This is a genomic window from Anaeromicropila populeti (assembly GCF_900112775.1).
GTDB lineage: Bacteria > Bacillota > Clostridia > Lachnospirales > Lachnospiraceae > Anaeromicropila_A > Anaeromicropila_A populeti.
This window is the reverse complement of sequence record NZ_FOYZ01000016.1, coordinates 32,546-57,617: the sequence shown is the minus strand read 5'-3', so window position 1 is coordinate 57,617 and position 25,072 is coordinate 32,546. Positions and strand designations below refer to the sequence as shown.

Here is a 25,072-nt window from a genome sequence, read left to right as displayed (position 1 = left end):
AGGTACCTCCCTTTAATATTTGTAAAATCCCCTTCCACTCTTACGTCCCAAAAGTCCAGCATCTACCATTTTTCTTAACAATGGACAACATCTGAATTTTGGATCCTGATAACTTTGATACAAAATTTCTAATGAATCTACTACCGTATCCAGTCCAATTAAATCTGCTGTTTCTAAAGGACCGGCTTTATGACTGAAACCTTGCTTCATAATAGCGTCAACCTGTTCAGGAGTTGCAATTCCATCTTGCACAATATAAGCTGCTTCATTCATAAAAAGGTGTGACAGACGATTTGAAACAAAACCAGGTAAATCATCAATTGTAATAGGAGATTTTCCTAAACTTTTTAAAAAATCCATTACCTTTTCTTCTGTTTCATGTGAAGTATGATATCCCCTAATTACTTCTACCATTGTTTTTAAAGGAACAGGATTCATTAAATGTGTACCAATTACTCTTGTAGAATCTGGTAAATAAGATGCTAATTTTGTTATAGAAATACAGCTTGTATTTAACATATATATTACATCTTTTCTACATGCTTCCTTAAGCTCCATGTATACTTCCTTCTTTTTATTAATGTTTTCACAAATATTTTCAATTACCAAATCTGCTTTATCAAAATTATCATAAGTATCCTGCAATGAAATTCTACTTATTATTTCATCAAACTTAACAGCACAATATTCCTTTTTCAGCATACAGGCAGAACGATATTCTTTTTTAATCATTTTTTTTGCCTGCTCTAAAATATCTGTGGATATATCTTTTAACAAAACTTGATTTCCATACCAAGCAACATCCAGCGCAGTGGCTGCTCCCATTACTCCTGCTCCAACAATTGCAATTACTTTTTGCTGCATTTTATCCCTCCTTATCATTACATCATTTCATCATATAATTCTTTTGTTTCTTCTAATGCTTGTTTCACATGACTGCGGAACCAGTCTACATCCTCTTGATCCAGTGAAATATTTGGATACAATCTGGAAATACTAGAAACAAGTATTCCATTTTTTGCAAGATTAGTATTTAATATAATATCCAATGACATAATATCGAAAGAATACTGCGAAGGATTCTCTAACTCCTTATTTGTGCAGTGATAAGCCGCACATCCACAAGGTCCTTGTATCGTAAGCGGAAGTCCCACTTTATCTGCTTCTGCTTTCATAATCTGATATATATCAGTTGCTCTTTTATTCATTTTTACAATAGCTTCTCCTTGATTCCTGCTTAACATCTCAAGGGTTGATTTAACCGCAGCAGTTCCAAGAGGATATCCGTTAAAGGTACCTGCATGAACTACTTTTTTATCAACTAAGAGCTGCATAATCTCTTTTTTTCCTGCCAGTGCAGAAACTGGTACACCGCCACCTGCAATTGCTTTACCCAATGTGGTCAGATCAGGCGTTACGCCAAATTCTTTTTGTGCTCCACCAATTCCCATACGAAAGCCTGTTATAATTTCATCAAAGATTAATACAACCTGATATTGGTCGCATAAGCTTCTTACCTTCTTTAAATATTCTGGCGCAGGCATAACACTTCCCCCATTGACACAAACTGGTTCCATAATTACCGCTGCTATCTCATCACCTTTACGAATCAGCAAATCTTCTAATACCTGGTCATCATTCCAGGGAATCAGATAGGATTGATTTTCTAATATGTCCTTTGCCCTTCCTTCCGTACCTTTTAAATCTCCTTTGTAATCAGAAGGAACTGGTTCTTCTTTATTTACCGGCTTACCACCCATAATATTATCTGCATTTCCATGATAATGCCCTATAAAACGAACAAATCTGTTTTTTCCTGTATATGCCCTGGCAAGACGAAGCGCATTTTGTACAATTTCAGTTCCAGACAATCCAAAACGTATCATTTCAGCAGAAGGAATAAATTGAGCAATTAATTCTAGTGCTTCTGCATCTAAATCAAAATGACTCACAGAAAGAACCCGGTCAATGGTTTCTTTTAAACTTTCATTATATTCTTCATTTCCATGGCCAACAATAAATGCACCAAACCTTGCATATAAGTCCAAATATTCCTTGCCATTCATATCCCAGACGCGGCTTTTTTTAGCCTTTACAAAATGAATCGGTGTTTCCTCCCATGGAAGATTAAAATTATAATGAACTCCTCCTGGCAGGAGCTTTTTTACTCTTTGATTATATTCCTGCATTTTACTAAGAGCTTGCTCCATTTTAATTTCCTCCCTCTTTCGCCATAGTTAAAATAACTTTTTTGTCTTCTTCCTTATCAAAAGCATAGCAAACTGGTAATGTTTTGTTTTCTTTTACTAAATTCCGGTTAATTTCATTTGGACCAATATCAACAAAACATTCTGCACCTTCCTTATGTACCTTTTCCAACACCTGCATCCAGCGAACTGGAGTTATCAGCTGTTTTCCTAATATTTCAGCAATATTGTCCTCAGGCTGGATGACTTCCCCAGTTACTGTGGACCAAATATTAAACTTTGGTCTTTGAAAGGTAATCCTTTGTAATGCCTGTTCCAAATCTGGTTTTATGTAATCCATTAAAATAGTGTGATATGGTGCGTCTGCTTTCATCGGCATCATACGAAACGGTATAAACTGCCCGCCTTCTTGTTCTACTGCATCATCTAAAAGACGCAGTGCCTTTTGTTCTCCAGCTACAATAAACTGTCTAGGGGAATTGTATCCTGAAATTGTAACAAAATGTTCAGCACAAATTGTATCTACTATTTTAGTAAGTGCCTTTACTTCTGTATCAACTACAATACCAGCTCTACCCCTTTTTTCACAAACTGCACTCTGCATCAGACTTCCTCTTTTTCTGGCATATAACACAGCATCTGAAAATGACATAGCACCTGCGGCGGTTAAAGCTGAAATTTCTCCAAGACTATGACCAATTCCATCTGTTACTTGTAATCCTGTTTCTTCTTCAAAAACCCGGAACAGTGCATAACTAGCTGTCACTACTGCTGGCTGGGCATTTTCAGATAATGTTGTGGTTTCCATATCTCCATGCAGCATAAGTTTTGTTAATCCAAAACCTAATACTTCATCTGCTTCTTCAAATATTTTTTTTGCTGCTGAAAATTCTTGAATCAGCTCTTTACACATCCCCATATACTGACATCCCTGTCCTGGAAATAACATAGCATATTTCATTTATTACCTCCTTTTAAAATACCGCATTAAACCATAATCAGATATCATCTCCTGCTGCATTTGAGAGGAACCTTCAATTATCTCCAGCACTTTTGCTTCTCGATACAGTCTTTCTACTGGATACTGGCTGGTAAATCCAATGGCACCATGAACCTGTAATGCATCACTTGTCACTTCCACTGCAACCTTTGATGTATAATACTTAGACATCGTTGTTTCAATAATAGCGTCTTTGTTCTTTTCTTTTCTTAATTCACCAGCCCGCACACACAATGCCCTGGCAGCATGTACTTTTGTCACTGCATCGCCTATCATTCCTCTTACTAATTGAAAATTTCTTAATTTCTGTCCAAATTGTTCTCTCTTTCGGGAATATGTAACCATTGCTTCTAGTGCCTCCTGGGCAAGTCCTACTCCAGCCCAAGCAATACTGTATCTTCCATAGTCAAGTGCCGCTGACACAATATATTCAAATCCATAATTTACTTTTCCCAGCACATTTTCTTTTGGAATACAAACCTGATTCAGACTAATCTCTGCCAGATAAGTTGTGCGTGCCACCATTAATCCTTCCACACGTTTTGTTTCAACTCCTTCAAAAGATCTTTCCACTAAAAATGCTGTACTTTTTCCTTGATTAGATGCAATTATAATAAACAAATCTGCCAGATGTCCAAAGGTAATCCATTTTTTTGTACCGTTAATGACATAACAATCCTCTTTTTCTTCCCATGTAGTCTGCACATTTTTCGCATCCGAACCTGTTTCTGGTTCTGACAGCCCAAAAGCTCCTATTACTTCACCCTTTGCCATCTTAGGCAGCCATTTCTCTTTCTGTTCACTGGTTCCGAATCGAAGCAGTGTTTGACCAACAAGAGAAGTATGTACAGTAATCAATGCTCTTGTGGCATCACTTGCTTTTCCAAAAACTTCTGTAAATAAACCGTAATAAACTGGGTCTAGTTCTAATCCCCCATACTCCTTCGGAAACGGCGCCGCAAGATACCCTTTTTCTGCCATTTTCTTTATTAGCTCTTTTGATATTCCCTGATTTTCTTCAAATTCATTCACATAAGGACGAACTTCCTCTTTTACAAATAATTCTGCTTCTTTTATTATAGTTTCCTGTACATTGTCTCGTTCCAAAAAAACACCTCCTTCTTATTCTTCTTCTGCCTTGCATTCACTTAAATATCCAGCAAAATCTGATATGGTTTTATATTCAAACATGGCAACTGGGCTAATATCTACTTCCAGTCTTTTACGCAGCCGGTTAATAATTTTTAATGCTTGTACAGACGAAACTCCAACCTTTAAAAAATTTGCATCTTCATCTATTTCCTCTGGATCTTGTTTTAATATAGCTCCTATTTCACTTCGTATAAAATCAATAATCTCTTCTTTTGTCATTTTATATCTCCCTTCTTGTTATGAATCCAATAAGATTTTTTTTCAAATGGGTATGCTGGCAAATGAATAATGCGTCCTGTTCCATCTGGATAAAGAGATTTCCATACAAAACCAGCTCCCTTCGCATACATTTTTCCTAATATAGAAGGCAATTGCTCTTGTTTTTCTTCTTTTACACTAGGATCTACATATATAACTTGTATTTTTTTCTTACTTTGGCTATAATAATCGGTGTAAATCTCCTGCTCTGATATACCAAAACTCAGGATTACATCTGTCTTTTTCCATAATTTTTGTTCTAACTCAATTTGTTCAGACCATTTTTTCTGTCTAATTATTTCTATAGCAGCAGATAAACTTATTGTATTTTGTAATACCTCTGCAAGTATCTGCCCTGAATAAATTCCATGAACCGAAATAACAGACTCACAGCTTTTCATAACCGCTTTTATCACAGAATACCAATGCAGCAGCAATTTTTCTTGTTTCTCATGCTCCTCTACATTTATGATATCTCCAATAAAAATATTTATTTTTGCTGCTCTTTCTTTTAAAAACTGTCCTTTTGCTATTATCTGTACCCCTTCTGCTGTAACTAGACAAGCAGCGCGAAAACCATAATGTCTCCGATACCTGTTGCTGGTATAACAAAGATCATATAAATTTATTTCTGTTTCTTCTTTTAGCATGTTTTCCATTTGAGAAATCCGCCTGCTCAATGCATCCTCTGTTTTGCCAGACAACAAAAGCAATTCCTGCTTTTTCTGAATATTTTGATTGGCAGGTACTGAACCTCCTTCCTCTACAACAATATGAGTGTTGGTTCCTCCTAAGCCAAAAGAACTGATTCCTGCCTTACGGGTATTCTGACCTTCCACCTGCCACTGCTGCACATCCCTCACAATGTAAAAAGGAGATTTTTCTATCTGTAACGCTGGATTCACCTGATCCATATGCAGACTTGGAACTAACTTTTTATTTTTTAAACAAAGTAGAACTTTTATTAATCCTGCCCCTCCAGAAGCAGGAAGCAAATGTCCTAAATTAGTTTTTACTGATCCAATACCGACTTTACTACTCCTAATTCCTTTGTCTTTAGCAAATACCTTAGATAATGCATTTACTTCAATCGGATCTCCAATGGTAGTTCCTGTACCATGAGCTTCAATATAACCAATTTCATCAGGATGAACACCGGCATCCTCATATGCCGCAGCAATTACTTCATATTGGCCTTTCGGATTTGGTGCCATAATTCCTAACGAATACCCGTCATTATTTAACGCTGTCCCTCGAATGATTCCATAAATGTTTTTGTTCTCTTTTACTGCATTTTCATAAGGTTCCACATACACTACAATAACGCCTTCCCCCAAAACTGAACCATCTGCTTCCTGATCAAACACTTTGCAATGGCTGGTAGAAGAAATAATACCGGCTTTACGTGCCAGCTGGCTCACTATAGGTGTAGTTAATATATTAGAACTGGCTACCACTGCACCTGACAAACTGCCTTCCTTAATTCCCCTGACTCCATAGTGCAATGCTGCCATAAAAGAGGAACATGCTGTATCTAATGCCATAACTGGCCCTGTAAAATTGTACTGGTGTGAAATATATGCAGATATAATATTACTCATATTATTGACCATAGTTTTTGCAGGAACCTCTTCCACCCCATATTGTTCCACATACTTTACTACAAGCTGATAATAGGTATTCGCACTAATTCCAGAAAATACTCCTACATTACGTTCTTGGCTATCATCTGTAATTAATCCGGCATCTTCCAGTGCCTCATACGCCGTTTCTAATATTAATCTTTGCTGAGGATCCATAAAAACAGCTTCCTGATGGTTTATTTCAAAAAAATCTGCATCAAAGCATTCAATGTCCTCCAGTTCACCTATCCATTCATTCCACTGCACAGTTCCAGCTAACCCTTTTCTTTTATCACTAACCTTTGCAACACAATCCTTTTGTTCACATAAATGTTCCCAAAACTCCTGCTGGGTTTTTGCCTGAGGAAAACGAAATCCAATGCCCGTAATAGCAGCTGCTATACTATCCTTTTTATACGCTGTGGTGCTTTTCCCATTCTCATTGGTATCTGGTTTTTTGCTGAATTTTTCTATGTATTCAGAAATTTGACGGATAGTTTTACACAATGCCAGCAATTCAAAGCCATATTCACACTTCTTATATGTTTCTATTTTATCAAGCAGCTGATATGCCTTTACAGAATTTCCCCCAAGCACAAAAAAGGAATCTTCCACAGATATGGTATTCTCTGGAATCTGTAATATTTCTGACCATGCAGCCACTAAAAATTCTTCTAGTTCATTTTCTGGCATTACGATGGATTTCCTACTGCCCTCAATGTTATGTGCCACATCATCAATTTTTGAAATTAGTTCATTATATTGTCCATTTTCATAATTTTTTCTTAATTCAAACCGCTGCAGCTTACCACTTGTAGTTTTTGGAATGGACTTAATTGGGATAACGTGCTTCACCTCTAGCTGTAGTTCTCCGCTTATTCTGTCTTTTATGCTTTTGCGTAACTGTAAAAAATCCTTCATCTGACTAATTCTATACTTAACAAATAAAATTAACTCTTCTTCCTGAAGCTTACTGTTAAAACTTCCTACAAATGCCAAATCACCACATTGCAGCATTCCCGCTTCGTAAATAGTCTGTTCTAGATCATGGGCAAAATAATTCTGTCCACGAATAAATAGAATATCTTTGATTCGTCCTGTTACAACCAGTGAACCTTTTGTAATAAAACCCAAGTCACCTGTTTTCAGCCATCCATCTACAAACGTATCTTCTGTTAGTTCTTTGCAGTTATAATATCCTGACGTTACAGATGCTCCTTTTATTTGAATTTCACCAACTTCATTTTCCTCCAGCACCTTTCCCGTTTTGTCTACGATACGAATACTGGTTTCTGCTATTGGCTGTCCTTCATGAACAAATTCTACTGTATCATAACCACTATCTTCTGTTACAGAAACTGCAATATTATTTTGTATCAATTTTGAACGGCTTATTTTTTCAATACCCATTACACTTCCTACCTTTGGCATGGCAGCACCTACTGTTGCCTCTGCCATACCATAAGAAGGAAACATTACATTTTCCTTACATCCACATTTTGAAAATTTTTCTATAAACTGTTTTGCCACTAAAGTGGAAATAGGTTCCGCTCCATTTAACGTAATGCGCAAAGAAGATAAATCCAAAGTTTCTAACTGCTTTTCTGTTACTTTTTTTACCATCCAGTCATATCCAAAATTAGGAGAACAGAACCACGTCCCTTTATGTTCTGTTATTTTTTTCATAAACAGATAAGGTGAACGAATAAAAGTAAACGGTGAAAATACTACAATATTACTTCCTGCTGCCATAGGAATAAAATGTTGTCCAAATAGTCCCATATCATGGGTATGAGGAAGCCATGTAACCGCAACATCGTCTTCCGTTAATTCCATGCTTTCAATACAAGCCAGATTATTTGTTAAAATGTTTTTGCTGGTGAGCTGTACACCTTTTGGAATACCTGTACTTCCAGAAGAAAACTGTAAAAATGCAACCTGGTCTTTGTCTGTTTTATATATTTCTGCCATTTCATCAGATTTTAATTCCGTTGTTGTAATATACTCAAATCCTTTAAAATCAGAATAACCTTTTAATTGCTCATACCCCTTAACCTGTCTTTCTTCAATTACAACTTTGGGTTTATTGAGTATATTCCAGATTTTTTTCAGCTTAATTAATCCTGTTGAATTTTCTTCCCAGGAAGAAGGCTGGGTTACTGGTGCTGCAATTATACCTCCAAATACACATGCCCAAAATGTATAATAAAATTCTTTTGGTTCATCAATAACCAGTATCATAACCTGTCCTGCTTCTATTCCCTTTTTTCGGAAAACATTTAAATACCTGCGTGCTCCATTCACTAATTCTCTGTAGGTAATAAAATCCTCTTGACCTGAGCCATTCACATAGGTAAGTCCCTTTTTCGGATGTTTTTCTGAAATATGTAATATCATTTCAGATAACGTATGAAATTCTTTTGGGAGCGCAAGAGGTTTCCCATATAATATTGCTTTCTCTGACATGAATACCTCCTTTTATTACCCCTGATTCTCTATATCCATATATCTAGAAATGCTGCTGTTCATGGCTCGTATTCTTTCTACCTGTAATCCTTCCGCACTTTCCATAGAAATATAGATATTTTCTTCATCATAGTTTACTGTAATTAATAATTTTGCCAGCATGTTATCTTTTCTATTATTATAATCACTATCCTTACACTGACTGTCAGCAGACTGGCTTTCAAAAAGGGTCCGTTCCTCTTTTGCAACATACCCCTGAAAATTAAATAATGCAAAATTCTTAGGCTTATCTTTTGTTATATAGGAGTCTGACAACAGTCCATTGATTTGCTTGTACTCCTTTGATAACTCTTCATCATATAATAAAGAAAGAAAATTAACGGAATAGGCTCTGCAATAAGATAACATTTTTTCAATTTGAACTTCATTTGTATTTTCTCCTGCACACATTGGAACAATATCTAAAAATTCTCCAATACAATCAAAAAACTCTTGATTTACATAATTCCTTCCATAGTGAACCAGTGCATATGGAAAACTGTCTCTTTCTGTATACTGACACAACAGGTTTTTTACAAATACAAATGCAGTTCCCCACACATCTGTTACTTCCTGTTCTGGCAAAGGTAGTTTAAACTGTATTTCATTTTTTTCTGACGTTGAAAATAAACTTAATTTTCCCATAAATAATTCATTTTCTTTTTTCCACTGCCGTAAAGAAAACAAATCCATTAATGCTCCTTCTGAAATCCCTTGTGGTCCTTCTGCTAACAGCGATACATACTCATCATATTTGCTGGAAACAGCTATTGGATTTTTCATCTGGCTCTTTATAATTTCCCCACTCATACCATCAAAAGCAGTGTGATCAAATCCCCAAATAATCTGATGGGACGCTTCTGCTGTCCGAAGGCAGCAGACTCTCCAAGGAAGGCACTCTTCCTTATATTCTGAGAACACCAAATACGAATATATTGTCTTTACCAGTTCTTCCTGAGTCTTTTGCTCATAATCCCGTATATCCAGATAAGCAATGTTTTTGCTGACTAACGAGAAAATTGGCATTATATCATACTGGTTCCATATTGGTTTATCCTGTTCTTTTATACAATGAAGCATTTGATTCTCTTTTATAATTACCGCTGCCAGACTTCGAACCTCTTCCTCCTCTCTTTTTCCAGAAAGGACAAACATGCATCCACTCTTATCTGATCCTGCCTCTGCATGAGCCTTCTGAACAGGAGACATTGGAAACTCTAAAACTTTGTCAGCAGATCCAATCAGGTTAGACAGCAGGGAAAATGCCATATACTCACGCTCTGCTATTGCATTAATTTGTTTTGGATTTAACAGCATTTTATTCTGTTCTATGTGTTTTGGTTCTTTTACAGAAAACACCTCTGCTCCTGACAGAACCGCTAGCTCTTTCACCGTAGGATATCTAAATACATCATTTACCTTTATGTTGATTCCACATTTCGATAAAGCTTGTACAAATGCAATTGCCTTAATGGAATTACCTCCCACATCAAAGAAAGCATCCAAAATTCCAATACCTGAATGATCCAGTACCATCTGCATCTTCTCCAAAATTACTTTTTCTGTTTCATTGGTTGGAGCATCTTTTCCAGTAACCGCCACACTTTCTTCCTCAATATAAGGAAGTGCTTTTCGATCTACCTTTCTATTTACTGTAAGAGGAAAAGTTTCTAATTGTTTCATCCTGGCCGGAATCATATATTCTGGAAGTTTATCACTTAACAATTTTTTAATGTCATCTGGCTCCACTTTACCTTCTATATCCAGTGCAGTATAATATGCTGCAATATACAGACTTCCTTGTTTATCTTTTACTGCCGTTACTACCGCATCCCTGATTTTCGGAAGCTCTTTTATGTGAGTTTCGATTTCACCAAGTTCTACTCTAAAACCTCTTAATTTAATTTGAAAATCTACTCTTCCTAAAAATAAAATTTCCCCTGTTGGACGACGCATTACTCGATCTCCTGTACGATAAACTCTTTCATATGGGGCAAACTTTAAAGTAACAAATTTTTCTTTTGTCAGTTCTTCTCGGTTTAAATATCCCTTGCTGACACCTTTTCCTCCGATATAAAGTTCACCTGGTACATTGGCAGGTACTGGCTGTCCTTGTTCATCCAGGATGTAGAGGCTGGTATTTGAAATAGCATATCCAATTGGAATAGATTCCGCATCCTCTTCAATATGGTCAATTGGATAGCATACTGCAAATACAGTCGTTTCAGTTGGACCATATCCATTTATAAGATGCCCTGGCCCTAATATTTCCAAAGCCTTTCTGGCATGAGGTACGGAGACTGCATCCCCCCCAACTAAAAGCTTTCTGACACCTGTTAATGACTGTAAACCGCTTTCCACAAAAACATTAAACAATGCTGCTGTCATAAAAAATGCTGTAATTTCCTTCTCCTTTATAAAATCGGCTAACTGGGGAATTTCAATTGCTGTTTCCTTGGAAATCAAAACTAATGATGCTCCGTTTAAAATTGCTCCAAAAATATCAAAGACCGAACCATCAAAAGCGTAGTTTGATAACTGTAAAAAGCAATCAGTCGATTCAATTTCAATATAATTGGTATTTTTTACCACTCGAATTACATTACTATGGCTGATTAAAGTTCCTTTTGGTATGCCTGTAGAACCTGATGTATACATAATATACAAGGTATCCTCTCCACATACTTCTTTTGGCATATAAGGTGATGAAACAGCATACTCTACATTGTTTCTATTTTCTAACTCTTCTGAAATAAATATACAAGGAATTTCTCGTTCTACTCGTTTTTCCAGCAATTCATCTGTAAGAATCATCCTGCTGCTACTGTCTTCCAGAATAAAGTTAATACGGGCATCTGGATAATCTGGATCAATTGGCACATACACACATCCGCTTTTTAAAATTCCTAAAATGCTTATAATCTGTAATGGACCTCTATCTAATAAAATTGCTATTCTGTCACCATGTTTTACTCCTTGTTCAAAAAGCAGCTGAGACAACTGATTTGCCTTCTGATTTAACTGACTGTAACTCAGTTCTGTATCTTCCCAAACAATTGCAGTATGCTCTCCATTTGCAGAAACATAACCTTCAAAAATTTCAATAATCGTTTTGTCCAGAGGAGCATTGGTATCTGTTTGATTTAGCTCTTCTATCAGCCATTTTCTTTCCTTGGAAGTTAAAATACAAATTTCATTTAGTTTCTGATCAGCATTTTCTATTATGAAATTTAATACCACTAACAGCCTGCTGCCCAATGCCTCAATAGTTTCCTTACGGAATAAAGAAGTTGCATACTCCATGTCAGCATAAAAACATCCTTTTTTCTCTTGTATTGTCCATGTAATATCAAATTTGCATTCCACCTGTCTTGCAGTCCATGGTTTTACAGAGAGTCCTTCCATTTCCAATTCTTCTGTTCCCATATTGATATAATTAAACATAACATCAAATAACGGATTTCTACTTAAATCTTTCTGAATATGCAGCTTATCTATTAACATTTCAAACTGACAATCTTGATTTTCGTATGCCTGTACCATTTTTTCTTTTATATACTGTATATATTCTGAAACCGTTAAAGTTTCCTGCACTTGGGAACGGACTGCCAGTGTATTAACAAACATTCCTACTAACGGTGCCGTATCGGCATGACGTCTTCCCGCTATACCAGTGCCAACCACCAAATCCTTTTGTCCTGTAGACTTCCAAAGAACTAGTTTTACTGCTGCCATCATAATCATATACGGCGTAGTGCCTAACCTTCTGGATAGTTCTACAATGTTTTTACTAAGTTCTTCTCCGATTTCATACTGTATAAAGTCTCCATTATAAGACTGGAACTGAGGCCTCTTAAAATCCGTATGCAAATCCAATACAGGCAGTTCACCATGAAATTCATTTTCCCAATATGCTATTTGTTTTTCAAAATCCTTACTTTCATATAATCTGTTTTGCCAATATGCAAAATCTTTATAATGAATCGTTAGATTTGGCAGCTTTTTATTATGATACAATGTAGCAAATTCATTTAATAAAACTGCTATGGAACTTTGATCGGATATAATATGGTGCATATCAATAATTAAAACATGCTTCTTTTCATTAAGACTAATCAGCTTCACTCGAAGCAACGGAGCCTTGGACAAATCAAAGGGACGTATATACTCTTTAATTTCCTTATTTAAGTCTGCCTCACTGGAATTTCCAAACTCTACAACAGATGGAATCTGTTCTTGAATTATTTGAATAACCTCTCCCTCTTTCATATGAAAACTAGTTCGGAAGGATTCATGTCTTTGTACCAATGCATCAAATACGTTGGTCAATTTGTCCTTATCTATTACACCTTCCACCATATAAACAGAACCAAGATTATAAGCTATTGAATCTCCAATCATTTTATTTACAGCATACATTCGTTTTTGTGAGGAAGATACTTCATAATATTCTCTTTTCTCTATTGGATTTATAATATTCTCTGCATCAGACTGTGGCATTTCATTGGAAATATGCTGATAAATCCAATCTGTCATTTTACCTAGTAAAGCACAGCTAAATATTTCTGCTATAGGCATTTCTACCTGAAATTCACTTTGAATATAAGAGGCAAGCTTAATTGCGGTTAGAGAGTCTCCTCCCAAATTGAAAAAGTCATCCTTTATTGATACCTCTTCACAGCCTAATAGTTCTTTCCATATTATCTCCAAGCGGCTGCCTACATACCCTTTGTCTTTTTTTACAGAAATCTTTTTATTCTGTATTTTTTCAATATTCTGCTGTTCAAAATGCTTCAGTGATGCATCACTGTTATGGTATTTTTTATCAAATACATAAGTTGGTAAGGATATTCTCTTTCTCACTCCATTACCTTTTACTGCTTTCCAGTCAATGTCAACTCCTTGACACCACAAATCAGCTGTTATCTGATATAAACTTGCTAATTCGTCATCAATATCTGCCTGTAGACATGGCATCTCTATGACAATGGCATTTTCATATATACCAGATAAAATTGGTATCTTTTCTTGATGCAATGGGTAATCTTCTATTGCATTACCTTTCATTATCATATCAACTGCATCTGTTACGGTAAGCGTACCAGACAAAACATAAGCCGTTATTTTTCCAATTTCATCTCCCACTAATCCATCTGGACAAATTCCAATTTCTCCAAATACGTTTGCCATAGAATAAGAAACTGCAAAGACACTTAACTGGCTGTCTATCCGATTGTTTCCTTCTTGGCTCTGCTTTTCTAACAGGTGCTGCACCCCATTAGGGTAACCTGCTTCTTCCATAACAGAGCATACCAAATCCATATTTATTTTAAACCGATTTGCCAGAGTACTTTCTCCTGCTTTTATATATAAATTTTGTCCCATTCCTTGACAAAAATTCTTTGCAGCAAAACTATAAATTACTGGTTTTTTCATATCACTGACTTGTTGGCAATCGCTTAATCTAAACTGATGAATAGCAGACTTAATATTTGTTGTTTCCTTCACCAGTAACGCTTTTCTAACTGGAAAATGTTTTCGTCCTTCTTGCAAAGTCCATGCTGCATCAGAAATATTTATATCTGGATTTTGCTCTAAATAAGCAAGCACTTCCTCACTGGTATTTATAACACTTGTTTTGCTTTTCCCAGAAAATAGTAACAAATTTACTTTTTCACATACTGATTTTTGCTTTGCAGCTGGTGCTTCTTCTAATATAATGTGTGCATTTGTGCCACCAATACCAAAGGAACTTACCCCTGCTCTTAACGGTTCTTTTATATGAATTAAGTCCTTCGCTTCAGTGGTAATATAAAATGGACTATGTTCGAAATTAATGGAAGAATTTGCTTTTCCATAATTAATTAATGGTGGAATTTTCTTGTTATGTAATACCAGTACCGCTTTTATAAAGCCTGCTATACCAGATGCAGCATCTAAATGACCTATGTTGGCTTTTACAGATCCAATAGCACAATATCTCTTTTGTTTTGTTTTCCAAGCCTGCTGTAAAGCTTCTATTTCAATAGGATCTCCTAATTTGGTACCTGTTCCATGTGCCTCTAAATAATGGATTTCTTCTGGCTGTACACCAGCCTTTCCCATTGCCTCTTCTATAACCTTTCTCTGACCAGATACACTTGGTGCTGTATATCCAATTTTATCAATTCCATCATTATTAATTGCAGAACCTTTAATTACCGCATAAATATTATCTCCATCCTGTAAAGCCTTTTCCAATGGTTTAAGCAGTACGACACCACAACCATTACCTGAAACCGTACCTGTTGCATCCTCTGCAAAAGGTCTGCAATGACCATCTTTTGAAAAGATCATTCCCTCGTGCCATAAATATCCTTCTTTTCGTGGATAGGAAATTGACACACCTCCTGCTACTGCCATATCAGATTCTCCATCTTGCAACGATTTCACCGCCTCATGAACGGCTACTAAGGAAGTAGAGCAAGCTGTCTGCACATTCATACTTGGTCCTTTTAAATTAAGCTTATAAGATATTTTCGTTGTAATAAAATCTTTTTCATTTAATGTCATTACTTCAAAAGCATTTAGTATATCTTTTTGTTGTCCAATAAACTGAACCATCCACGAAACATTAGAACCACTTCCTGCAAATAATCCAATTTTTCCATTATAACGAAAAGAATCATAACCTCCGTCCTCTAACACCTTCCAGACACACTGATGCAGTATTCGGATTTGTGGATCCATTCGATTAGACTCCTGATATGGATAATCAAAAAATTCAGAATCAAAATACTCTGCATTTTCTAATACCCCTTTTGCCCTGACATAATTTGAGCTTGAAAATATTTTTTTATCAACTCCTGCCTGTATTAATTCTTCCTCTGTAATTTCAGCAATAGATTCTACGCCAGACACCAGATTACCCCAAAAATCTTTTACATTTTCTGCGCCAGGAAAATGACATGCCAAACCAATTACTGCAATATCTTTTACCTTTTCTACATTATGTTCCTGTACATTTTCCAGCTGCTCTTCCAACAGAATATTCTGACTCTTTAAGCTTTTTACCAAAGATTCAATTGTTGGATTTTCAAATAACTGTACTAATGGAACGGACTGTCCAATTAATGAATTTATTCTGTTATTTACTAGTATTAATCCTAAAGAATTTCCGCCAATATCAAAAAAGTTATCTCGTATACTAATTTGTGAACTACCTAACACATCGCTCCAGATTTCCAGCAAGGACTTTTCTAATTGATTTGCAGGCTGTAACACCGGTATATGATTTGTACGTTCCTCTGCCTGTGGAATAGGAAGTGCTCTTTTATTAATTTTTCCATTAAGTAAAGTTGGCATAGTTTCCAGCTTTATAAAATAGGAAGGAATCATATAATGAGGCAGACGCTCTTGTAACCACTTCTTCAGCCAGCTGCTGTCCTGCTGTTCTAAATCTTTCACACAGTAATATACTACAAGCTGCTTATTATTATTTTTATCCTCAAAAGGAAGAACCACTGCCTCTTTTATTTTTTCATGCAGTAAAACTGTTTTTTCAATTTCGCTTAGTTCGATTCGATACCCACGTATTTTAATTTGCGAATCCAGTCTTCCTAATAATTCAATTTCCCCACTAGCAAGAATTCTTGCCCTATCTCCCGTTTTATAAATTACAGTGTTTGTCACTTCTGAAAAAACAAATTTCTTTTTTGTCTCTTCTTCATTATTTAAGTAACCCCTTGCAAGACCTTGTCCACCGATGCACAATTCTCCAAAAACTCCTGTTGGCTGTAACTTACCACCTGAATTTAATACAAATACCTGTGTATTTGCAATTGGTGTACCAATATTAACTTTATTCTCATTGGTAAGTTCCTTTGTAGTAGACCAGATAGTTGTTTCTGTAGGTCCATACATATTAAAAATCTTTGCATTAGAACGTTTTTGCAAATCCTTTAGTAATGCCAGAGAAAAATTCTCTCCACCACTTAAAATACAAGTAAGCTGTTTCAATGCCTGTTCAAAATCTGGATTCTCTACAAATGCCTTTATACGTGAAACAGTACTTAATATATGCGTTGCTTTGTGCTCCAAAATTTTCTGTGCAGCCAGTGCTGGATCTAATTGTTCTTTTTCATTTGCCAAATAAATTGAATTGCCAGTACATAAAGGAACAAGAGATTCAAATCCAAAAATATCAAAGGAAAGTGTTGTAACACTAATTATCCTGTCATGCTCTGTTTCAAATAGTTTTCTATTTTTAATATCTGCAATAAAGTTTAAAATAGAATTTTGCTGTAACATTACTCCTTTTGGCTTTCCAGTAGACCCAGATGTAAAAATAATATTAGCAAGACCATCTTTTGTTGTGGAGTTAACAGGATTTTTATTACTATTGCTGCTCTCTTGTAAATCACTAATGTCCAGCAGTGTATAATTTGATTTTATTTTGCTTTCATATTCTTTTGGACATACTACAATTTGGGCTCCACTTTCTTCTAGCATGTAGGAAATTCGTTCTTCTGGAAAACCTGGGTCAATTGGAACATAAGCACCTCCTGCTTTTAGTACACCAAACAGTGAAATTATTAAATTTTCATTTCTGCATGGTATTATTCCAACAGGCACATCCTTTTTTACTCCAAGTTCAATTAACTTCCAAGCCAGTACATTAGCTCTTTGGTTTATATCTGCATATGTGAATTTCTTTCCGTTTGCTGTTATTAATGCTATTTTATGAGGTATATTCTCTGCATTTTGCTCCAACAATTCCTGTATCAGATAATTTTCTTTTAAATCTAGCTTTGTCTGATTGAAATCATTTATCAGACGCTGGGCTTCTTTTTGAGAAACCATATGAATATCTTGCAGCATAATATCTTGATTGGATGTAATACTTTCCAAAACAGCCAAAAAATGCTCCAGCATCCGTTCTATTGTTTCTTGCTTGTACAGCATGGTAGAATATTCTAAAAACCCTTCTATTTTTTCTTCTTCTTTGTTTTCCTGACAAGTCAGCAGAAGATCATAGGTAGCGGTATGGGTTTCTAATTCATAAGGAATAAAACGGATTCCTTCTACTTCTAAGTCATAAAACTGCATATTCTGATAATCAAAACATACATCAAATAATGGATTTCGATTTAATTCACGCTTGAGATTTAATTGTTCTACCAATTCATCAAATTGATAATTTTGATGTTCAAAAGCCTGCAAAGCATTTTGTTTTACTGACTGTAAGAAATCCTTAAAGGTAATTGTATTTTGAGGCTTGTTTCTCATAGCCAGCATATTTACAAACATGCCTACGGTTTCTTTTATTTCTTCCTGTGTTCTGCCAGCTACAGAGGTTCCTACTATAATATCTTCCTGGCCTGCATATCTTGCCAGTAATATATTCCAACAACTAAGCATAGTCATAAACATAGTAACTCCTGCCTCATGTGACAATGTAAATAACCTACTGGTCAATTTTTTATCCAGTGAAAAATGAATTCTGTTTCCTTCAAAACTTTTTACATGTGGGCGCGGAAAGTCTGTTGGCAGCTGTAAAACTGGCAGATCATCCCCCAAATACTCCAGCCAGAAATCTTTTTCTTTTTTCATTTCTTCCGATTTTAAAACTTTATTCTGCCATACTGCAAAATCTTTATATTGAATACCTGACTTTTCTATTTCTCCAAAATATAACTGATTAAAATCCTTTGTAATAATTTCTACTGATGTACCATCTGCAATAATATGATGAAGATCAAACAAAAGCATACTTTCATTTTCTTTTATTTTAACAACGCTTACCCGGAATAGAGGTGCTTTATCCAACTCAAATGGTTTTACAAACTTATGAATCAACTGATCAATTTCTTCTTTTTCTGCTCCTTTTGCTTCACAATACTCTACTGGAAGAGGAACCGTTTCATGTACCACTTGTACTGGCTGATTTTCTCTCAGAACAAAGGATGTTCTCAAAGATTCATGGCGCAGAATCAGTTTCTCTACTGCTTTTTCCATTCTTTTCAAATCCAACTGTCCCTGAATCCGAGTTGCAGAAGGAAGGTTATAGGAAACTGTTTTTTTATCTAGTAAATACAAGGCAAACATACGGCTTTGCGCTGAAGAAAGAGGATAGTATTCCTGTTTCTGAACAGGCTGAATTCCAATGTCTTTTTTTAACTCCGTCACAGTTTGTTTTAAATAAGCAGCCAGTTTTTTTGGTGTAGCATATTGAAATAACTGTGAAATATCAACCTTTATTCCAGCCACATTTTTAACTGCATTAGAAAGACTAACTGCTTTTAAAGAATCTCCTCCCAGTTCAAAGAAATCCTGATCCACCTGGATTGTGTCAAAACCAAAAACAGTCTGATAGGCATCCAAAACCAGCTTATCCATTTCCTCTCTATTGAAAACCACCTCTGGTTTTAACACATTCTCAGTATTTTCATCTGACATAGCCTTGCAGGTTTCTGTACTTGATTTTAATTTTGATTCAGGCCTGATATCTACTGGAAAATACTCTTTCTCAAATACATAGGCTGGAAGTGAAATCCTGTTACGTACTGCGCCTGCTTGCAACGCTGTCCAGTCAATGTCAACACCTCTGCACCAAAGCTGTCCCAATTTATTATTAATATAAGAAATATCTTGTTCTGTTTCTCTTGGATGGCGAAGCAGATTTATAAAATGCTGTTCCTGTTTTCGCGAGCTATGCTGCATAGCAAATGAACTTAAAGTACGGCCTGCTCCTGTTTCAATAAAAACTGCATTCTGTAAATGCAACATTTCTTCCAAGTTCTTTTCAAAATTTACAGTTTTCATAATATGATTGGCCCAATACTGTGGAACTGTCATTTCACCTTTTGAAACCCATGTCCCACTTGCATTTGATACAATTGGGATGAAAGGTTCCTGCATTTCAAATTGCTCCAGGTATTTTTCAAATGCCTCAGCAGCCTCTTCCATCATTGGAGTGTGGAATGCATGAGATGTTTTTACCCTTATTGTTTTCCATCCATGCTGTTCTGCTCTTTTTTGAAATTTCTCAATCCCCCATTCACTTCCTCCAACAACACAATTATTTGTGGTATTTCGTAAGGAAAGCCATACCTCTTCACCAAGCTCCTTTTTAATCTCTTCTGCATTTGCCATAACTGCCAACATTACACCTGGCTTTTGCATCTGCATAAAGTCTCCACGGGCTTTTACTATTTTTACTGCATCCTCTAGCTTCCACACACCAGCTGCCGCTGCTGCTGTAACCTCACCAATACTATGTCCAATAAAACCATCTGGCTGTATTCCAATATCCATTAAACTTTTTGCTAAAGCATATTCTGTAGCAAAAAGAGCCATCTGGCTATATTTTGTCTGGTTAATCTTTAATGGTTCCGTTTCTCCATATATTACCTCTTCAAACTCTTCTCGTTCTTCTCCTAGTGCTGCAAATACTTGCTCTATGTACTTTGCAAAAATTTTTGAAATTCCTCTTTTTTCTGCCTGCCGTAGCAAATCTTTTCCCATTCCTTGATACTGGCTTCCTTGTCCTGGAAACATAAAGTATACTTTTTCTGGCGTCTTCTTCACCTCATAATAGGAGGCGTCTTCAAAACGTGAAAGAACCGTTTCTATATCAGATATCTCTTCCTTACACAATACAAAAACTTTTCGAAAAGGAAAATCCTTTCTGCCCGCCTCCAGTGTCCATGCTGCGTCTGATACATTTATTTCAGGATGATTTATAATATAATGCATTATATTTCTTGATGTTTCTAACAATGCGGCGGGACTTTTCGCTGAAAAGGTCAGCAGATTTATATCATCACAAGGGCTGCTTTCTCTAATCTGAGAAGGTGCTTCTAAAATCATATGGGCATTGGTTCCTCCGACACCAAAGGAATTAATACCTGCCCGTAATACTCCACTCTTTGTTACAGATTCCTTCCATTCCTCACCATGAGCTTTGACTAAAAATGGTGTTTTTAAAAAATCAACTTTAGGATTTGGATTGTTGTAATTTACAGTTCCCGGCAAAAACTTGTGATGTAAACTCAGTGCAACCTTAGCCAGTCCTACTACACCAGCAGCTGTATCAGTATGTCCAATATTTCCTTTTACAGAGCCTAATACACAATATTGTGTTTTGTCTGTAGAAAATGCTGTAGTCAAAGATTCTACTTCGATTGGATCTCCCAATAAGGTACCTGTACCATGCGCTTCTATATAACTGACTGTTTCTGGATCCACATCAGCAACACGATATGCCTCCTTAATAGCCTCTGCCTGTCCATTTACACTTGGTGCTGCAAATCCAATTTTTTGATTTCCATCATTGTTAATTGCAGATCCTTTAATTACTGCATAAATATGATCACCATCTCGGAGAGCATCCTCATATCGTTTCATTACTACAAGACCCATACCATTTGAAAATACCGTTCCTTTTGCATCAGCATCAAATGGGCGGCAATGTCCGTCTGGAGAGAACATCATACCCTCTTCATAAAAATAACCTCCTTCATTGGGTAATTCAACGGTAACCCCTCCTGCAATTGCCAAATCACACTCCCCAAGCATTAAAGACTGGCAGGACAAATGTGGTGTAACTAACGTAGTAGAACATCCAGTAAGTGCTGAAAAAACCGGTCCCTTAATATTTAATTTATATGCTAACCTTGATGCCAGAAAATGATTAGTACTAAAGGTAAATGCCTGATACTTGTCACTATACCCACTATTTCCAAATAAAACTTTTCTATACCACTCAAAATCATCAGAACCACCAATAAAAATCCCTATTTTATCGTCAGTTGATCCTGGATAATAACCAGCATCCTCTAACGCTTCCCAGGCTCCTTTATAGAGCAGGCGAAGCTGTGGTGACATCATCCGAACTTCTCCTGGTGTATATTCAAAAAAGCCTGGATCAAAATACTCAATTTCATCTACACGGCCTTTGGCTTTTACATAATTTGAAGAATTTAGTAATTCCTCACTTACGCCTAATTTTTCTAATTCTTCATCTTTATAAAAATGAATGCATTCTTTTTCCTGCCTCAAAACCTCCCAAAACTCTTGAATGTTCTGTGCTCCTGGTACTTTTACAGACATTCCAATAATAGCAATATCCTGACGTCCTATACTTTTTTTCTCTTTTACCTTCTTGATCTGCTTTTCTTTTTGTTCATCATTATCACTAGTAAAATATTTAGCCAGCAGCCGTACCGTAGGCATTTGAAATAAAATTGTAATGGAAAAGTCTTTGTTTATTGCTTTCTTTAGTTTGTTGTGCAGCTGAATTAGTGCCAGCGAATGACCACCTATATCAAAAAAATTATCATCTATCCCTACTTCCTGGACAGACAACACTTCCTTCCATACAGCCGCAATTTTAATTTCAAGTTCTGTGACTGGTTCTACGCCCTTTTCAGAAGTTTCCTGATTTCGATACTCTTTATCTGCCATAAGTGCTTTTCTATCTACTTTACCACTTGTAATACATGGTAATTCCTTTCTATACACAAAAAAGGATGGTATCATATAAGAAGGCAATTCTTTTCGCAAGTGTTCCCGAAGCAATGAAGGAGAAATTTCTTTATCTGCCATATAGTAAGCACATAAAACTGCTGCATTATCAACAGCCTCTTTTACGACAACAACACTTTGCAAAATTCCTTCATACTCTGTTAATGCATTTTCTATTTCCCCTAATTCCAAACGGACTCCACGAATTTTCACCTGAAAATCAATTCTTCCTAAAAAATCAATAGTTCCATCTGGAAGCCATCTGGCAAGATCCCCTGTCCGGTACATCCATTTGAAATGTTTAGGATCTTTTCCCTCTCTGTAAAATGGATTTTGAATAAATTTTTCTTTTGTTAACTCTTCTCGATTTAAATATCCTCTTGCTAAACCTGCACCGCTTAAGCAAAGCTCACCTGGAATACCTATAGGCTGTAATTGATTCTGTTCTCCAACCACATACCAGCGGATTTCATTTAATGGTTTTCCAATTGGAATATTATTTTTACTATTTTCGCTTTTAATAGAATAATGTGATGCCCAAATGGTACATTCTGTTGGACCATACACATTTTCCAGTTTTATATTTGTATGTAACGCATAAAATTTATGTACAATATCAGGAGTTACTGCTTCTCCTCCTATAAAGATCCACTTTAATGAATTTAATTTGTTTATTCTTTCTTGATTATCCAGTGAATCTAAAAATAAGCGGAACATTGATGGCACAAAATTAATATGCGTCACCTGATTCCTTTCAATCTCATCTATAATTAATTCTGGATTTTTTTCACCGCCCTGCTCTAAAATGAACAGTGCTCCTTCTCCCATAAACCAGCCAAATAGTTCCGTTACTGAAACGTCAAATGTATATGCTGTTTTTAGCAGATAGACATCCTGTTCCATTAATGGAAAACGTCTTTCTAAATCCATTAATGTATTTACAACACTGTGATTTTCTATCATGACACCCTTTGGTGTCCCTGTTGAACCTGAGGTATATTCTATGTAAGCCAGACTATATGGATCCAGTTTTTCTTCTGGATTTTCATTGTTTCCATTATAAGTTTCTGGTTCATCGGCAAATAAAAATTCCAGCTTCCAATTTTCATCATATGGCAAATCCTTTGTTGTAATAAAAATAGAAATGAAAGCATCCTCAAAAATAAATTCTTTTCTTCCGGCAGGATAACCAGGATCTATTGGCACATATGCACATCCCGCCTTTAATACTGCCAATAAACTTATTACCAGATAAGGAGAACGTTCCAGCTGAATTCCAACTGCCTCATTTGGTGTTTTACGACGCTTTATAATCTGTTGAGCCAGCTGATTTGCTTTTGCATTTACAGAAGCATAGGTTTCTGTCTGTTCCTTGTAAATTAATGCTGTTCTTTCTGGATGCTCTGCCACCTTTTGATGAAATATCTCCACAATAGACTGGGGCTGATAAGGAATAAAGGACGATTGATTAAAATTCTCTAAAATTAATGTTTCCTCATTCTCTGTAAGCAAATTAATATCGCTTATTTTTACGTTAACATCTTCAACAAAACAGTTTAGCAGTTTTAAAAATCTTTTTCCCATATAATCAATAGTATCTTCTGAAAATACATCTGGTTTATACTGAATTTTTATATAATCTTTTTCTGGTGTTTTATTTAAAATAACCATCATATTGCCTGGAAATGTAACACAATCCTGCTCTGCCACTGTTGTCTTTAATTGATATTCTGAACTGTTTTCATACACATCATACACAAAAGAATAGTCAAAAACGGAAGGTGTTCCTGGTACTGGTACTAAAGAGCTGTCTCTCATAATTAAATTGTTGGGGTATCCAATATGCTTATATGCCTCAATAAATTCTTTTGAAACCTTTTCTAGAATTGTAGAAAAACCAGTATTCTCATCAATATGTAATCGTATTGGCAATGTGTAAATAAAACACCCTATTGTATCTTCCAAATCAAATCCAGGCCGATAGGTAAACGGTGATGAAATAATAATATCCTCTTGTCGTGTATATCGATTCATCAATATTTGAAAAGCTCCTAAGAAAAACATAAAAACCGTAACTTCCTGCTCCATAGAAACGTCTGTAATATTTTTCATTAAATCTTTTGGTATTTCAAACCGCTTTTCTTTTCCCAGTATACTACCACTTTGAGCTGACACAAAATCTGCTGTAAGGGACAGTGCTTCTGCACCTTTCATCTTTTCCAGCCAAAACTGTTTTTGTTTTTCATATTTTCCCGTTGCAAGTTTTTTGTTTTCCTTTTCAATAAAAGATGCAAAATTAGCATTTTGCTTGAGTTCAATAATATCACCCGATATACATGTATTATAATAGTCTAATAACCTGTTTTTAAAAATTTCCAGTGATAAACCATCGCAAATGATATGATGAATACAAATGATACACAAATGCTTTTTTTCTTCTATTTTAACTAACTTAATCCGAAATAATGGTGCCTTATGTAAATCAAAAGGTTTTTCTATTGTTTTCTCAACAATTTGATTCTGTTCTTCTCTGGTCACTTCAGGATTACCCGATAAATCCTCTTTTTCAATGTAAAAATTAATTTGATCCTGAATGACGATAACAGGCATATCACCTGAAATTTCCAGACAGCTCCTCAATGCCTCCTGCTCATGTATTACAAGACTGACAGCATTTTCAAAGTATGTTTCGTTTAAATCTTCCATATAGATTGCTGCAGATATGTTATAAGAAATGGGAGCATCTACCTGACAGTCAAAATAGATCCCCTTTTGAACTTCCGTAAGTTCTAATCTTTTTATTATCATGATAACAGTACCTC

The 25,072-nt window shown here is 35.7% G+C and carries 7 protein-coding genes; all 7 read right to left on the bottom strand.

Annotation, left to right across the window (positions count from 1 at the left end):
- Positions 1-12: 12 nt before the first annotated feature.
- Genes BM305_RS16235 through BM305_RS16205 form a run of 7 tightly spaced genes read right to left on the bottom strand, consistent with a single transcriptional unit; the run spans position 13 to position 25,058 of the window.
- Positions 13-864 (bottom strand): 3-hydroxyacyl-CoA dehydrogenase family protein, encoded by an 852-nt coding sequence (locus tag BM305_RS16235; protein ID WP_092563217.1) that lies wholly within the window; start codon positions 862-864, stop codon positions 13-15.
- Positions 865-881: 17 nt separating this feature from the next.
- On the bottom strand, positions 882-2,210 hold the full coding sequence (locus BM305_RS16230; RefSeq protein ID WP_092563214.1) for an aspartate aminotransferase family protein: 1,329 nt from the start codon (positions 2,208-2,210) through the stop codon (positions 882-884).
- 1 nt (position 2,211) lies between these two features.
- Positions 2,212-3,168 carry an ACP S-malonyltransferase gene (locus BM305_RS16225; protein WP_092563211.1) on the bottom strand — a complete coding sequence of 319 codons (957 nt, stop codon included), beginning with the start codon at positions 3,166-3,168 and terminating at the stop codon, positions 2,212-2,214.
- A 3-nt stretch (positions 3,169-3,171) separates the two neighbouring features.
- The gene (locus BM305_RS16220; RefSeq protein ID WP_092563208.1) at positions 3,172-4,314 is read right to left on the bottom strand and encodes an acyl-CoA dehydrogenase family protein; all 1,143 of its coding nucleotides are present in this window, start codon (positions 4,312-4,314) and stop codon (positions 3,172-3,174) included.
- Positions 4,315-4,329: 15 nt separating this feature from the next.
- Positions 4,330-4,578, bottom strand: a complete 249-nt coding sequence (locus BM305_RS16215; protein ID WP_092563205.1) for an acyl carrier protein — start codon at positions 4,576-4,578, stop codon at positions 4,330-4,332.
- Positions 4,575-8,705, bottom strand: a complete 4,131-nt coding sequence (locus BM305_RS16210) for a beta-ketoacyl synthase N-terminal-like domain-containing protein (RefSeq protein WP_092563202.1) — start codon at positions 8,703-8,705, stop codon at positions 4,575-4,577. Before BM305_RS16210 ends, BM305_RS16215 begins: the two co-directional genes overlap by 4 nt.
- A gap of 15 nt (positions 8,706-8,720) precedes the next feature.
- On the bottom strand, positions 8,721-25,058 hold the full coding sequence (locus BM305_RS16205; RefSeq protein WP_092563199.1) for a hybrid non-ribosomal peptide synthetase/type I polyketide synthase: 16,338 nt from the start codon (positions 25,056-25,058) through the stop codon (positions 8,721-8,723).
- Positions 25,059-25,072: the final 14 nt, after the last annotated feature.